17 protein-coding genes are annotated in these 14054 nt (G+C 71.3%); 9 read left to right on the forward strand and 8 right to left on the reverse strand.

The genetic code is table 11. From position 1 onward, the window contains the following. Positions 1-92: 92 nt before the first annotated feature. Together ACIGXX_RS34725 and ACIGXX_RS34730 are read right to left on the reverse strand one after the other, a co-directional pair. Positions 93-995 (reverse strand): serine hydrolase, encoded by a 903-nt coding sequence (locus tag ACIGXX_RS34725; protein ID WP_399981970.1) that lies wholly within the window; start codon positions 993-995, stop codon positions 93-95. Between the two features lie 53 nt (positions 996-1048). Next, entirely contained in the window at positions 1049-1951 is a 903-nt protein-coding gene (locus ACIGXX_RS34730; protein ID WP_399981753.1) for a LysR family transcriptional regulator, read from the reverse strand. A 168-nt stretch (positions 1952-2119) separates the two neighbouring features. Here ACIGXX_RS34730 and bla point away from each other — a divergent pair, with 168 nt between their 5' ends. Together bla and ACIGXX_RS34740 are read left to right on the forward strand one after the other, a co-directional pair. Beyond that, positions 2120-3064, forward strand: coding sequence for a class A beta-lactamase (bla, locus tag ACIGXX_RS34735; protein ID WP_361467562.1), 945 nt, complete (start codon positions 2120-2122; stop codon positions 3062-3064). Between the two features lie 181 nt (positions 3065-3245). Continuing rightward, on the forward strand, positions 3246-4877 hold the full coding sequence (locus ACIGXX_RS34740) for a penicillin-binding transpeptidase domain-containing protein (protein WP_399981758.1): 1632 nt from the start codon (positions 3246-3248) through the stop codon (positions 4875-4877). Positions 4878-4908: 31 nt separating this feature from the next. Here the strand turns inward: ACIGXX_RS34740 and ACIGXX_RS34745 are convergent, their stop codons facing one another. Both ACIGXX_RS34745 and ACIGXX_RS34750 read right to left on the reverse strand, forming a co-directional pair. Then, the gene (locus ACIGXX_RS34745) at positions 4909-5595 is read right to left on the reverse strand and encodes a ribonuclease H (RefSeq protein WP_399981761.1); all 687 of its coding nucleotides are present in this window, start codon (positions 5593-5595) and stop codon (positions 4909-4911) included. Between the two features lie 67 nt (positions 5596-5662). Next, positions 5663-6283 carry a TetR family transcriptional regulator gene (locus tag ACIGXX_RS34750; protein WP_399981974.1) on the reverse strand — a complete coding sequence of 207 codons (621 nt, stop codon included), beginning with the start codon at positions 6281-6283 and terminating at the stop codon, positions 5663-5665. 73 nt (positions 6284-6356) lie between these two features. Here ACIGXX_RS34750 and ACIGXX_RS34755 point away from each other — a divergent pair, with 73 nt between their 5' ends. Next, on the forward strand, positions 6357-7295 hold the full coding sequence (locus ACIGXX_RS34755; protein WP_399981978.1) for an oxidoreductase: 939 nt from the start codon (positions 6357-6359) through the stop codon (positions 7293-7295). 10 nt (positions 7296-7305) lie between these two features. On the opposite strand, the gene ACIGXX_RS34760 is transcribed toward ACIGXX_RS34755, so the two are convergent. Both ACIGXX_RS34760 and ACIGXX_RS34765 read right to left on the reverse strand, forming a co-directional pair. Then, entirely contained in the window at positions 7306-8265 is a 960-nt protein-coding gene (locus tag ACIGXX_RS34760) for a GNAT family N-acetyltransferase (RefSeq protein ID WP_366464448.1), read from the reverse strand. 94 nt (positions 8266-8359) lie between these two features. Then, positions 8360-8869, reverse strand: a complete 510-nt coding sequence (locus ACIGXX_RS34765; RefSeq protein ID WP_399981981.1) for a GNAT family N-acetyltransferase — start codon at positions 8867-8869, stop codon at positions 8360-8362. 376 nt (positions 8870-9245) lie between these two features. Here ACIGXX_RS34765 and ACIGXX_RS34770 point away from each other — a divergent pair, with 376 nt between their 5' ends. Both ACIGXX_RS34770 and ACIGXX_RS34775 read left to right on the forward strand, forming a co-directional pair. Further along, the gene (locus ACIGXX_RS34770; protein WP_351169268.1) at positions 9246-9827 is read left to right on the forward strand and encodes a dihydrofolate reductase family protein; all 582 of its coding nucleotides are present in this window, start codon (positions 9246-9248) and stop codon (positions 9825-9827) included. 87 nt (positions 9828-9914) lie between these two features. Next, positions 9915-10349 carry an STAS domain-containing protein gene (locus tag ACIGXX_RS34775; protein WP_399981766.1) on the forward strand — a complete coding sequence of 145 codons (435 nt, stop codon included), beginning with the start codon at positions 9915-9917 and terminating at the stop codon, positions 10347-10349. Positions 10350-10384: 35 nt separating this feature from the next. On the opposite strand, the gene ACIGXX_RS34780 is transcribed toward ACIGXX_RS34775, so the two are convergent. Beyond that, positions 10385-10981, reverse strand: coding sequence for a TetR/AcrR family transcriptional regulator (locus ACIGXX_RS34780; protein WP_361467550.1), 597 nt, complete (start codon positions 10979-10981; stop codon positions 10385-10387). Positions 10982-11145: 164 nt separating this feature from the next. Here ACIGXX_RS34780 and ACIGXX_RS34785 point away from each other — a divergent pair, with 164 nt between their 5' ends. Continuing rightward, the gene (locus ACIGXX_RS34785; RefSeq protein WP_399981770.1) at positions 11146-12072 is read left to right on the forward strand and encodes an NAD(P)-dependent oxidoreductase; all 927 of its coding nucleotides are present in this window, start codon (positions 11146-11148) and stop codon (positions 12070-12072) included. Here ACIGXX_RS34785 and ACIGXX_RS34790 read toward each other — a convergent pair. After that, the gene (locus tag ACIGXX_RS34790) at positions 12042-12368 is read right to left on the reverse strand and encodes a putative quinol monooxygenase (protein WP_351169280.1); all 327 of its coding nucleotides are present in this window, start codon (positions 12366-12368) and stop codon (positions 12042-12044) included. The genes ACIGXX_RS34785 and ACIGXX_RS34790 overlap by 31 nt on opposite strands. Positions 12369-12506: 138 nt before the next feature. On the opposite strand from ACIGXX_RS34790, the gene ACIGXX_RS34795 reads away from it, so the two are divergent. The 3 genes from ACIGXX_RS34795 (at position 12507) to ACIGXX_RS34805 (ending at position 14050) form a co-directional block, all read left to right on the forward strand. After that, positions 12507-12836 carry a winged helix-turn-helix domain-containing protein gene (locus ACIGXX_RS34795; protein ID WP_351169283.1) on the forward strand — a complete coding sequence of 110 codons (330 nt, stop codon included), beginning with the start codon at positions 12507-12509 and terminating at the stop codon, positions 12834-12836. 35 nt (positions 12837-12871) lie between these two features. Beyond that, positions 12872-13471, forward strand: a complete 600-nt coding sequence (locus tag ACIGXX_RS34800) for a GNAT family N-acetyltransferase (protein ID WP_399981775.1) — start codon at positions 12872-12874, stop codon at positions 13469-13471. Between the two features lie 87 nt (positions 13472-13558). Next, positions 13559-14050, forward strand: a complete 492-nt coding sequence (locus ACIGXX_RS34805) for a hypothetical protein (protein WP_351169289.1) — start codon at positions 13559-13561, stop codon at positions 14048-14050. Positions 14051-14054: the final 4 nt, after the last annotated feature.

Raw genomic sequence — 14054 nt, forward strand, 5'->3', positions numbered from 1 at the left:
TCGTCCCACTCCGGCCGACAAGGATCTTCCGACGTCACGGGTCGGTAGGTCAACTGTTGTGGCTGGTGAGGGAGTTCATCGCGGCGCGGCGGCTACAGCTGCCGAAGGTGATCCCGCAGGCTGCGGGCGGCCTGTGCCATGAGGGCGTCCGCGCCGGGCTGTGCGCTGGCCGGGACGAGCGACTCGGTCAGGACGGCGATCGCGAAGGACTGGCCGTCGGCGTGCTCGACGACGCCGATCTCGTGCCGCAGGTTGAGCAGGGTGCCGGTCTTGGAGGACCACGTACTGGCGTCGGAGATGAAGTCCGGGGTGAGGCGGTGCCGCAGTACGTTGTGGGCCAACAGATCGCGCAGCCGCTCGGCCACGTCCGGGTGGATCTTCGACGGCGTCCACAGCGCTTGCAGCAGGTCGACGAAGCTGCGCGCGCTGCCGGTGTTGGCGCGGGTGGTGTCCAGCTGCGGCACCCGGTGGCCGCGGCCGCTGGTGCCGGCGTCGATGGCCAGGGCGTGGGCGAGATGGATCTGGTCGGGGTCGAAGCGTTCCACCGGGGTGTCGAACAGCTCGCCCACGGTGTGCCGTACGGCGATGGAGCGGATGCCGAGCTCGTGCAGGATGCCGGTGACCTGGGCGGGCGGGGTGAGCTCGAACAACGCGTCGGCGGCCGTTCCGTCGCTCAGGCACGTGCTCAGGTAGAGCAGGTCGTCGATCGCGATCCGGGCGGGGTGGCGGAAGCGGCTCAGTCCGGTGGGGCCGGGTGTGGTGACCCGTCCGGGCTCCACCTCGAGCGCCGTCGCCCCGTCGAGCTCGCCGCGCCGAATCCGCTCGACCGTCGCGAGCGCGAGCGGGACCTTGACCAGGGAGGCGGAGGGCAGGTGGGTGTCCGCCTCGATCCCCAGCTCCTCCCCCGTGTGCAGGTCGCGCACGAGCAGGCAGCCGTGCAGGCCGCCGTCGCGCAGCTGCTGGCGCAGGTCGCGCAGCAGGGCCTCGGTCCTCATGCCGCCGCCGATGCCGCCCAGGCCGCTGCCCGGGCCACCGTCCATGCCGTCGGTCATTGCGCCGTCCCTCCCCTGATCCCGGCCTGGGCACCCGCGCCCAGGCAGCGGGCGATGGCGTCGCCCAGGCGCGCCTCGATGTGCTGCGGATTGCCGTCCGCGGCGGCGGCCAGGGTGAACCCCCGGCCGAGCGTGATCTCGCCGATGGGCCGCCAGGTCAGGGCGAGTTCCTCGGCCTGGGCGAGGGAGCAGAGCAACAGGTCGCCCGAGCAGAGGACTTCGGCCGCGGCGCTCGTCAGATCGGCCGCGGCGGTCAGCTGCGCGGGCCGCAGGCCCACCGCGTCCCGCAGGCGCGTCAGCGGATCGCGGATGTGCGGCACGTCGTCCTCCGGCTGGATCCAGACGCGGCGGGCGGGCCCGGGGGTGGCGCGTCCGACCCGCAGCGTCTCCAGGTAGACGCGGCGCACTCCGGGATCCTGGGCACCGGCAAGCCCGAGCGGCACGGACCACGTCGCCTCGTCCGCCGGCACCGCGAGCAGGGCGGCGCGCACCTGCTGCGCGTGGAGGAGCTCCCTGCGCTGCGTGGGCGCCGCGACCCGCAGGTCGAGCGTGACACCGTGGCCGCGCGCCTCGGCGACCAGGCGGGCCAGACCCACCGTGGAGCAGATGCCGGGCACGGCGAGCCGCCACGGCTTGCGTTTGACGGCCTCCGCCTCGTCCAGGAGCACGTCGGCCGCCTGCACCAGCTGCCGGGCGGTCGGCAGCATGTCCCGCCCGAAGGGGGTCAGGACGGCGCGCCTCGACGTCCGCTCGAACAGCGGCTCACCGAAGCGTTCCTCCAGCGCGGCGACACGACGGCTGGCCACCGACTGGGACATCCGCGCCGCGGCCGCACCGTCGGTGAAGCTGCCGTACTCGCTGACGCTGACGAACGCGCGACACGCTCCCACCAGATCCACGCCCCGCACCCTATGCCAGATCGGCATGGAACCACGCATGAGCGTATTGGACCGCATACGCACCCGAGGGCAAGGGTGGTCCTGGCACTCACGACCACGCACCGGGACGGAGCCGTGCCGCCCCGTCCCCTATGCGCCCTGCCGCTGGGGCGCCCGGAGGTTTGGCCCATGCACCACACCCGTGCCCGTCGCGCCGTTCTCGGCGCGCTTGCCACGCTCTGCGTCGTCCCGCTCGTGGCCTGCGCGGACGGCGACTCCTCGGCCTCGTCGTCCCCCTCCACGGCGACCACGAAGCCCGCGGGAACCACGAAGCCCGCACAGGCGGCGAAGCCGTTCGCCCGCGATTTCAAGGCGCTTGAGCGCAAGTTCGACGCGCGTCTCGGTGTCTACGCCCTCGACACCGGCACCGGGCGCGAGGTCGCCTACAACGCCGGTGAGCGCTTCGCCTACAACTCCACGTTCAAGGCGCTGGCCGCCGGAGCCGTGCTGGACAAGTACTCCCTGAGCGGCCTCGACCGGAAGATCACGTACTCCAAGGACGATCTGGTCGCCAACTCCCCCGTGACCGAGAAGCACGTCGAGACCGGCATGACCCTGGGCGCGCTGTGCGATGCCGCCGTCCGCTACAGCGACAACACCGCGGCCAACCTGCTCTTCGACCAGCTCGGCGGCCCCAAGGGGCTGGACGCCGCGCTCGAGAAGATGGGCGACCACGTCACGCGGATGGACCGCCGCGAGCCCGACCTGAGCAGCTGGGTCCCGGGCGAGAAGCGGGACACGAGCACGCCGCGGGCGCTGGCCAAGGACCTGCGCGCCTTCGTCCTCGGGGACGCCCTGGGCAAGGGCGAGCGCGCACAGCTGACCCGGTGGCTCAAGACCAACACCACCGGGGACCACACCATCAAGGCCGGTGTGCCCGAGAACTGGGTGGTCGGCGACAAGACGGGAACCGGCAATTACTACGGCGCCCGCAACGACATCGCCGTGGTGTGGCCGCCCGACGGTGCGCCCATCGTCATGGCGATCTTGTCGAACCGCGCCAAGAAGGACGCCGAGCCCGACGACAAGCTCATCGCGGAAGCGGCCTCCGTGGCCGTCGACTCGCTGTCGTAGCGGGTTCGTATCTGGCGCGGCCGCTGAAGCAGTCGGACCAGGAGGTACGCCGCCGGGGCTCGCCCCGGCGGCGTACCGAACCGGCCGCGCAGAGCCGCAGCGGTCCTCGCCGCGCCCATCGCACCCCCTTTCCCGAACGCTCCCGCTGCCCGCAGCGAGAAGCCAGCCCAAGGAGCCCTTGATGACGGATGTCGCACCGCTGACCAGACCCGGCCACAGACCCGCCAGGAAGGGACCCCGCGTGGTGATCGCGGCGGGGCTGACGCTCGCGCTCGCCGCGGGCATCGGCTACGCCGCGGAGCTGGGCCCCTTCGACCCCGGGCCCTCGACACCCGACCCGGAGGCGGCGAAGCAGGCGCGCGCCTTCCTGGCCGACTGGGAGGCGGGCCGCATGGCGCAGGCGGCGGCGCTGACCTCAAGTCCCGAGCAGGCGGAGCGTGTTCTGAACAGCTTCACCGCCGGGCTCGACATCCGTAAGCCGACCCTGACGCCGGGGGCGACGAAGGCCGGCGAGGACGGCACCGTGACGGTGGCCTTCACCGCCAAGATGCCGGTGACCGATCTGGGCACCTGGACGTACGGCTCCGCCGTGCCGCTGCGCAAGCAGGACGACGGTGCCTGGAAGGTGGACTGGGCGCTGTCCCTGGTGCACCCGAAGCTGAGCAGCACGGAGAAGTTCCGTCTGGAGCGGGAGGACTCGGCCGGGCCCACGATCACGGACCGCGACGGGAGCGACCTGTCGGCCGAGAAGCACCCCTCCCTCGGCCCGCTCCTCCCTCAGATCGCCGGGGGCGGCGGCGCCGGTCCGCGCGGCGCGGTCCGGCGCGTCGACCGGGCCACCGGTGACATCAAGGGCACGGAGGCCTCCTTCGGCAAGAAGTCCGACCGTCCCGCCGACCGGCCCGTGGCCACCACCCTCGACGCCACCTGGCAGTCCGCCGCGGAGAAGGCCCTTGCCGCCGAGGCCGACGGCAAGGACGCCGCGCTCGTGGCCCTGCGGATCGACGACGGGGAGATCCTGGCGGTGGCCAACTCCCCCTCCTCCGGGTTCAACCGCGCCGTCTCGGGCACCTACGCGCCAGGCTCCACCTGGAAGATCGTCACCACCAGCGCGCTGCTGCTCAAGGACGCGGTCGCACCCGGTGACGTCGTGGACTGCCCCCAGTACCTCACCGTCGGCAAGCGGTTCCAGAACGTCGAGACCTCCGAGTACCGGGGCGCCACCTTCCGCAAGGACTTCACCGCCTCGTGCAACACCGCGTTCATCAGCCTGCGCGACAAGGTCGACGACCGGGAACTGGGTGACGTCGCCGGCAAGTACTTCGGGGTCGGCCAGAAGTGGAACGTCGGCATTCCCTCGTACGACGGGTCGGTTCCGGTCCCCCGCGACCAGACCGAGAAGGCCGCCTCGATGATCGGGCAGGGCCGGGTGCAGGCCAACCCGCTGATCATGGCGTCCGTCACGGCGACGGCGGTGTCCGGCACCTTCCACCAGCCCACCCTCACCGGCGCCGCCGAGGACTCGACCACCACCACGCCGCTGCCGGGCGAAGTCGTCGGGCAGCTGCGCGAGTTGATGCGCGCCACGGTCACCGAGGGCACGGCCACGGTCCTGTCCGATCTGCCCGGCGAGGTCGGGGCGAAGACCGGCACCGCCGAGGTCTCCGAGGACGCCCCCAACAACGGCTGGTTCGTCGCCCACCGCGGCAATGTCGCCGTGGCCTGCGTCGTCGAGAAGGGCGTCACCGGTGGCGCCTCCGCCGGTCCCGTCGTCCGCAGCCTCCTGGACGCCGTACCCGACGATCCCTCCTGACCGGCCGCCGACCCGACAGCCGGGCGGGGTCTCAGGCCTCGCGGCACTCCACGTGACCCCAGCCGTGCGGGTTCTTCGCGATCTTCTCTCCGGCCGCGTAGGGCTTCTGGCAGTGGCAGCGGCCGGGGAACTTGGCCTTGATGACGGCGCCCGAAGTGCTCTTGCCCGTCCGCGCCGCGGGGGTCTTGCGCGACTTGGCGGCGGGAGAGGACGTCATGCGCTCGGGCCGCGGCTCGGGGATCACGGACGCCCCGTGGACGGTTCCGGCGGGCTCCTGCGTCGTCGCGGCGTCACTGGCCGCGACATCGGCGATCGCGTTGAGGTGATCGCCGTCCACCTGGTGGGCGGCGACGTGCCGGAAGGTCACCGGACGGCCTTGCAGAAGCGCGTCGATGCGTAGGACGAGTTCCTTGTTGGCGACCGGCTTCTTCGAAGCGGTCATCCATCCGTTGCGCTTCCAGGACGCGATCCACTTGGTGACCGCGTTCATCGCGTACTGGCTGTCCATGCGGACCTCCAGCGGCACCGCCGGGTCGGTGGACTCCAACAGCTCGGCCAGCGCGGTCAGTTCGGCCACGTTGTTCGTGGCGTGGCCCAGCGGTCCCGCCTCCCACCGCTGCGGGCGCTCGTCGGAATCGGCGACCACCCAGGCCCAGGCGGCAGGCCCGGGGTTCTTCTTCGCGGCTCCGTCACAGGCGGCGATGATCAAGTCAGACATCCCTCGATGATGCCAGTCCGCGGGCGCCTCGCAGGCCACCGCCCCTCCGGCACCGTCCCCCCGGGGCCTACGATCCGTCGGCGTCGAGCGCCGGGGCGATGACCGCGAAGGCCCGGTCGGCCAGCTCGGCGGGGTCCTCGGCGCCGTCGCTGTCGCTCCACCGCTGCAGCACGGAATCGAAGGCGGCCAACGCCATCCCGGCGGCCAGCCGCGGGAAGAGGTCCACGCCCGCGTCGCGCCCCAGGCGCCGTGCCACCTCCCCCGTCAGGTCGTCGCTCCACTGGGCCTGGCGCTCCAGGAAGCGTGCGCGCAGGGCCGGGGTGCGCAGAATCAGCCGCACCACGGGCAGCACCCGCTCGGAGTGGTCGCCGCAGGCGGCCAGGGGAACCCATACGGCGTGCCGCAGCGCCACGGAGGGCGACTCGTCGGCGGGGCGAGCGGCCAGCTCCGTATGGATGCCAACGCCCATGTCGGCCAGGAACTGGACGACCACGTCCTCCTTGGACGCGAAGTACCGGAAGAACGTCCGCCGGGAGACCCCGGCGGAGGTCACGATCTCGTCGATGGTGACCGCGTCGAACCCCTTCCGGGCAAGGAGTTGCAGCGCCGCTTCGGTCAACTCGTTCGAGACGAGCTGCCGTTTGCGCTCGGCCATGCTCACTGCGGGGTGGGAACTCACCCGGCCCATGGTACACGCGATGCCCTTGATGGCACTCAGGACCCTCTTGACACTGAGTGCCATGAACGACAACATGTGCCGCATGACGCAGCAACAGCGCTGGACAGCCGAGCAGATACCGGACCAGACCGACCGGGTGTTCGTCGTCACCGGAGCCAACAGCGGCCTCGGTCTGGCGACCACCCGGGCCCTCGCCCGGCGAGGCGGGCACGTGATCCTCGCGGTGCGCGACGAGGAGAGGGGCCACCGGGCGGTCGCGGAGATCACCGCCCACCACCCGGACGCGAGCCTGGAAGTGCGCCGTCTCGACCTGGCCGACCTCGACTCGGTCCGCGACTTCGCCGATCGGCTGCACGCCGACCGTCCACGCCTCGACGTGCTCATCAACAACGCGGGCGTGATGGCACCGCCGCGCACGCTCAGCGCGCAGGGCCACGAGCTCCAGTTCGCCTGCAACCACCTCGGCCACTTCGCGCTCACCGGCCTGCTGCTCGATCTGCTGGCGGCAGGGAGCAACCCCCGGGTGGTGACGGTGAGTTCGATCAACCACCGGCAGGGGCGCATCCGCTTCGACGACCTGACCGGCGAGCGCGCCTACAAGTCCATGGGCTTCTACAACCAGTCCAAGCTCGCCAACGCCGTCTTCGGCCAGGAGCTCCACCGCCGGCTGAGCGAGTCCACGAGCCCGGTGCGCAGCGTGCTGGCCCACCCCGGCTACACCGCCACCAACCTCCAGACGAGCGCCCCGATCGGCCTGTATCAGGTGCTGTTCGGCCGCATCGGCAACCCGCTGTTCGCCCAGCGCCCCGCCGAAGGCGCGCTGCCCCAGCTGTACGCGGCGACCGATCCGACGGTGGAGAGCGGCCAGTTCATCGGTCCGGGCGGCCTGGCCGAGCTGCGCGGCGCGCCCACGCGCGTACAGCCGGCCCCCTCGGCGGCGGACCCCGCGACGGGCCGCCGCCTGTGGGAGCTGTCGGAGCGCCTCACCGACGTACGGTTCACGTTCCCGGCGGCCGTCTGACGGCGCTCCGTCAGCGCGCGACGGGGCGGGTCAACTCCCAGGTGTCGACGGCGAAGTCCAGGGACAGGCCATGGCGTTCGTACAGGGCGAGGGCGCCGGTGCTGTTGTCGGTGTCCACGCCGAGGCCGATCCGGTCGCGGCCCAGCGCCGCGTAGTGACCGAAGGCATGGCGCAGGAGGTAGCTGCCCAGGCCCTTGTTCCGGGCCTGGCGCAGCACCCCGAGATGTCCGATCCAGGCCATCGAGGTGCGGTCGTTCTGGGTGTGCAGCACCGCCACGTCCCCCAGACCCTCGACCTGGGCGATCCACATCAGCGACCAGTCGACACGCTCGGCGTCGAGGTCGTCCAGCCACTGCTCGTACGTCCGCGGGTGGAAGTCGAAGTGGTCGACGAAGCTGTCCTGCAACAGGGCGTGGGCGCGACGGCGGTCCGACTCGGCCAGACAGGGACGCAGCGTCACACCGGCCGGCGGCTCCGGCAGCCGGTCCGCGTCGGCGGACAGGTCACGGGCCATCGAGTTGTAGCGGCGGACCGGCGTCCAGCCCCGTCCGCGCAGCGCGCGCAGGTCCACGGTGGGGGCGATGTTCAGGTGCAGGTGCACCACCGCCCGGTCCGCCCCGTTGGCGGCGGCCCGCTCCGCGGTGCGCGCCTCCGACAGGTCGAACAGATACTGCGAGGCCTGGGGCCGATCGGGCAGCGCGTAGTACTCCATGTCGATCCGCTCACCGCCTGACTCGTCCCACACCAGGCCGTACGCGATCAACCGCCCGTCCTCGAACAGCAGCCAGGAGTCGTGCTCCAGGTCCACTTCAGGATGTTTCAAGTCGGCCTGGATCTCGGAGAGTTCGGTGTCGGCGCGACCGATCTCCAACAGGTCGATCTCGTTGAGCAGCGCGCACACCGCCGCCGCGTCGTCGAACGTCGCAGGGCGCACGGTCAGGCCCGGCGGGAGAGTGGCGTGGGTGGTCATGAACCCACTCTCCGGTGCCGTGAGTCCGGACGCAACGGACTTTTTCGCGGGCCGTGCCGGGGCCGTGGCGGCCCCGGCACGGCGGTCCGCGGCCTTAGATCCCGAACGGCGCGGCGTAGCGCACCATGCCGCTGGGCAGCGGATGACCGGCGTCGAGGGCGAGGGCCATCATGGCCTCGTCCGGGACGTCGATGCTGATGCCGATGCCGTACGTCGAGGCCCGGGTGAAGCCGAATCGCGGGTAGTACGCCGGGTGCCCGAGGACGGTGACGAAGCGCTCGCCCCTGTCCTTGGCGGCGTCCAGCGCGGCCCGGATGGCCGCGGAGCCCGCACCGGTCTTCTGGTACGCGGGCAGTACGGCGACGGGGGCCAGGCACAGCGCCGGGGTGTCCCCGATGTGGCAGCGGGTCAGCAGCGCGTGGCCGACGAGCTTGCCGTCCTGGTCGGTGGTGACGACGGACAGCCCGTCGATCCACGCGGTGTCGGCGCGCAGGGCGTCGACGAGGTCGGCCTCCGAGGGCGTGTCGAACGCGGCGACGACGATGTCACGGATGGCGGGGATGTCGGCGCCGGTCTCGGCGCGCGTGATCCAGGTGTTGCTCATGGCGTTGCTCTTGGTGTCGCTCATGATGGACGGAGATCCGTTTCATGGTGGGTTCGTGTGGACGGTGCCCCGCGAGCTCACGCTCCCAGCGAGGGCGATCCGGCTGAGGTCAGGCCACGACCCGGGACGTGAGGGTGGTCCGGGCGGTGCGCATGGCAGTGGCCTTGAGCGCGGTCATCAGCCCCAACTCCCTACATCCTCGACACGGGATCACACACGAACGCCAAGGATCTTACCATCCGGGCCTGGTCGACCGCTTCGGGCCCGTAGCCGACCCGACGGAGGCCGCCCGCGGCACGCCGACGACAGCCACCGATGATTCTCGACGCGCACCTCGGTCACCAAGGGTGGGACGCCCACTCATCGGAGGCACGGCATGCGCACGCTCGCGATCACCGAGAACATCACCGTCGACGGTTCCATCGAGATGCTCACCGACTGGTTCGATCCGCAGGGCCAGGGCGACGTGGACATGGCCGACCTCCTGGAGGAGAACCACCGGCAGGACAGCCGGGCCGATGCCCTGCTGCTCGGCCGGCAGACCTTCGAGGACTTTCGCGGCTACTGGCCGCAGCAGACCGACGACACCACCGGCATCACCGACTACCTCAACAAGGTGCACAAGTACGTGGTGTCCACCACCCTGACGGACCCGCGGTGGGCCAACTCGACCGTGCTCGCGGGCGACGCCATCGAGGAGGTGTCCGCGCTCAAGGCGCGGAGCGGCAAGGACATCGTGCTCACCGGGAGCATCACGTTGGCGCACACGCTGATCGCGGCGGGACTGGTGGACGAGTACCGCTTCTTCGTCTACCCCGTGGTCCAGGGCCGCGGCCGCTGTCCCTTCCCCCAGGGCTACGCCATTCCGCGACTGCGGCTCGTTGAATCGAAGGCCTTCCGCAGCGGGATCACGCTGCAGCGCTATGTCCCTCTCCGCGATGGGGGCACAGGGGCGTAGGGAGAGATGGACGGGGGACCCGGGAGCCGGGCAATGCGTGCTCCGACTTGCCCACGGGCTTCCGTACGACGACCACATGGAGGCGCGATGTCGACGCCGACCCATCGCCTCATCATCCACGAGCTCACGCGGTGCGAGGAGTGTGCCGTACTGCGTGTGAGCGGTGAACTCGACCGGGCGGGCGAGAAGTTCTTTCTGCGCATGCTGGGCGCTTCCGTCATGGCGGGTCACCGACATCTCGTGCTCGATGTGACGGCGCTGGTGTTCTGCGATTCCCGTGGGCTCAACTGCCTGCTCGGGGTGCGGTGGTTGCTGCGGCGCCGCGAGGGTCAGCTCCTGCTGGCGGGGGCCGGCCGCCATCTCGTCGAACTCCTGACCCTGACCGGCAGCACGGAGATCTTCCCCCGCTACCTCACCGTGGGGCAGGCCCTGCTGGCCCTGCCGCCGTCCCATCGCCCCGTCTGGCCACCCGTGTCTTCGGCCGTCCCGGACGGCGCACCGAGCGACGCCCCGTCAGGATGACGGCGGCCTCGGCTCGGCCCGCCGGGGGGGGGCAGTCAGTCGGCCGCGCGCACCGCGGCGTCGAGCAGGGGGCCGAGCTCCTGGGCCACGGCCGTCAGGGGCCGGACGTCCCGCTCGGCGCGGGCCATCAGGATCGCTCCCTCCAGGGCGCTGATCATGAGCGTGGCGAGCGCTTCGGCCCGTGCCTTTGGGACGCCCATGTCCGCCAGGGCTCGGGCCACCGAGCCGCTCCAGGTGGTGAAAGCGGCGGACGCGGCTTCTCGTGTGGAGACGGTGGACTCCGCGCAGTCCACCGTGGCGGCGGCGACGGGGCAGCCGCCCGCGAACCCGGCGGCCCGATACTCGTCGGTCCACTGGCGCACCATCTCGGCGAACAGCCCGCCGGGCGTCGGCTCGGGCAGGGCGGCGACGATGCGACCGACACGCCTGCTCGCGTAGCGGCCCGCCCAGCCCACGGCCTCGTTGACCAACTCCTCCTTGCCGCCGGGGAAGTGGTGCTGGAGCGAGCCGCGCGGCGCCTGCGCGTGGGCGGCGACGTCACGCATACCGGTGGCGGCGACGCCGTCGCGCCGGATGAGCTGGGCCCCGCTGAAGACCATGCGCTCGCGCGGCCCTCGCCCGGATGCCGCCATGTCCGTCCTCCAGCGTCCCGTCAGGCTTCCAGCAAGCACTGACTCTCACTCTATGACGACGGTCATAGAGTGCCCTACTATGACAGCGGTCATAGTCAGCGAGGCGGCGACCTCGGCGGAGACAAGCGGGCACCTCCGCGCGGGCCGGAGAAGGGCGGTGCGCGATGCACACAGGCTTCGTCGGCCTCGGCGTCATGGGCCAACCCATGGCGCTCAACCTGGCCCGCGGCGGGACACCCCTCCTCGTCTGGAACCGCACCCCGGCCCGCTGCGAACCCCTGCGCGCCGCAGGAGCCGACGTCGCGGCGAGCCCCGCGGAGGTCTTCGAGCGGGCCGACGTCGTGATCCTCATGCTGGCCGACGAGACCGCCGTCGACACGGTCCTGGGGCGCGGGACCCCGGACTTCGCGGGGCGCGTCGCCGGACACGTCGTCGTCCACATGGGCACGACCTCACCGGAGTACTCGGCCGGCCTTCAGGACGACATCCGGGCCGCGGGCGGGCGCTACGCCGAGGCACCCGTGTCCGGCTCCCGAGTCCCGGCGGAGCAGGGGCAGTTGGTGGCGATGCTGGCCGGTGACGCGGATGCCGTGGAGGCCGCGCGGCCCCTGCTCTCCCCCATGTGCCGGGAGACGTTCGACTGCGGCCCCGTCCCCGACGCCCTGCTGATGAAGCTCTCGGTGAACCTGTTCCTGATCACGCTGGTCACCGGCCTGACCGAGGCCTTCCATTTCGCCGACCGGCACGGGCTCGACCGAAGCCGGTTCCTCGACGTCCTGGACGCGGGGCCGATGGCCAGCTCCGTATCCCGCGTCAAGGCGCCGAAGCTGCTCGCCCGCGACTTCGCCGTCCAGGCGGCGGCCAAGGACGTACTGAAGAACAACCAGTTGATCGCGGAAGCCGCCCGCAAGGCGGGGCTCGCGTCCCCGCTCCTCGACATCTGCCACACCCTCTTCGACGAGACGGTGACGCGGGGCCACGGCGGCGAGGACATGGTGGCCGTACTACGCGCGCTGGAGGCCCGCACCGACGGCGCACACCGCCAGGCCCCGGCCCGCACTCAGGCGCCGACGGCCGACCGGAACCGGTAGGGGCTGTGCATGGTCAGGAACCGAATATCGAGGTCGGACTCCAGGTAGTCCATCCGCCGCTCCCAGAAGGCCCGCATGTGCGGGAGAGCCAGGTGGGCGTCGAGGTCGGCCTGGGAGCGCCAGGCCTCGTAGAAGACGAAGACGCCGGGCTCGTCCCGGTCTTCGTGGAAGTGGTACTCCAGGCAGCCGGACTCCCGCCGCGTCGGCTCGACGAACGACAGCAGGAGCTCTTTCAGTTCGGCGGCGCGTTCGGGCTTGGGGCGGGCGGTGCCGACGAGCGTGAACGGCTGATCCATGAAGGCTCTCTCCTCAGACGGATGTCTCGACCGGGGCGGCACCCCGGTCAGTAGGTACGACAAATCTCGTACCTAGATGCGGGACGCTAGCGAGCCCGGAGGTACGATGCAAGTCATACCTGAAGGGAGGCGTCCGGAATGCCCGACGACGAAGGACACCCGACCGTCGAAGAGATGCGGCTCGGACCGGTGCTCGCCGCACTGGCGGATCCGCTGCGCCGCCGCGTGGTGCGCGAGCTGGCGACCGCACCCGACGGCACCGCGCGCACGTGCAGCTCGTTCGAGCTGCCGGTCTCCAAGGCGACCGTCACGCACCACTTCCGCGCGCTGCGCGAGGCCGGACTGATCCAGCAGGTCGCCCGCGGCAACAGCCGGATGGCCACCCTGCGCCGGGCAGATCTGGAGCGGCGGTTCCCCGGGCTCCTGGGGATCGTGGCGGCAGAGCCGGGACCTGGGGAAATGCCGTAGTGCCCCGGAACGACGGTCCCGTAAGGTGCCGCTTCATGAACCAGGATTCCCGCGCCTCCGTCCGTCCGATACGTGCCGACGAGTGGCCCAAGGTGAAGGAGCTGCGGCTCTCGGCACTGCAGGACCCCTCAGCTTCGATCGCGTTTCTCGAGACGTACGAGAAGGCCGCCGCGGAGCCGGACTCCTTCTGGCAAGGCCGGGCCAAGGGGGCGGCCGACGGAGATCGGGTACGCCAGTTCGTGGCCGAGGACCGGGACGGGACCTGGACCGGCTCGGTGACCGTGCTGATCGAAGAGCCGGGCAGCGACGACGTGTTCGGCGGACCGATCGAGCAGCGCCAGGCCCACGTGGTCGGTGTCTTCGTACGCCCCGAGTACCGAGGAAGCGGTGTGATCGACGCGCTCTTCGAGGCGGCCGTCGGATGGGCGTGGTCGGTGACGGACGTGGCGCGGGTGCGCCTGTACGTGCACGAGGACAACGCGCGGGCGCAGAGCTTCTACCGACGCTACGGATTCGTGCGCTCCGGCGTAACCGCCCCCATGAAGGGCGACCCCTCCAAGATCGAGCACGAGATGATCCTCACGACGCCCGAGGCACGGCCCGACACGACCCAGAACTCCCCGGCCAGGCCCTAGTTCGCTCGCGTGCGCCGGCGCGCAGGGTTTTGAGGCGGTCGTGGAAGAGCGCATAGGCCGAGGCCGCGCGAGAGATGAGATGCCCTGATGACCGTCTTCCGGTGCCGTGGCTGCCGCCGTGCGGTGACGAGTGCGGTCAGTGAGCGGGCCCTGCCGAACCCGGATGTGGACGCGGAGTGGTACCGGCCGGAGGCTTCAGCCGCGGACGCCGGTGGTCATGTCGCTCGACCCGTCGTGCGGATGGCGCCGGGAACCTTCGCGGTCGACCCCGATCCGTCCGGCCCGCCGTACGTCATGGATGAGTCGCTCGGCCTGCTGGTGGAGTCAGGACCGAGCGGCACCGTCGTCCTCAACTCCAGTGACGGTCTCGGGCTGGAAGAACACCCCGACATCACCCTGCGTCGCGGGTTCTGCTGCGGGATGGACGGCGAGTACGGTCCCAATCTGGTGTGCACATGCGGCGCGGTCATCGCCACCCTCTATGCGGACTGCTACCAAGTGCAGGAGCTGCGGCTGCGGCCCGGCGCCGTCGAGCGCAGCGAACGGTCGCCGGAGCCGCCCCCGCGTCAGCTCCGCTGACGGG

Source organism: Streptomyces sp. NPDC055243, assembly GCF_044544025.1.
Lineage (GTDB): Bacteria > Actinomycetota > Actinomycetes > Streptomycetales > Streptomycetaceae > Streptomyces.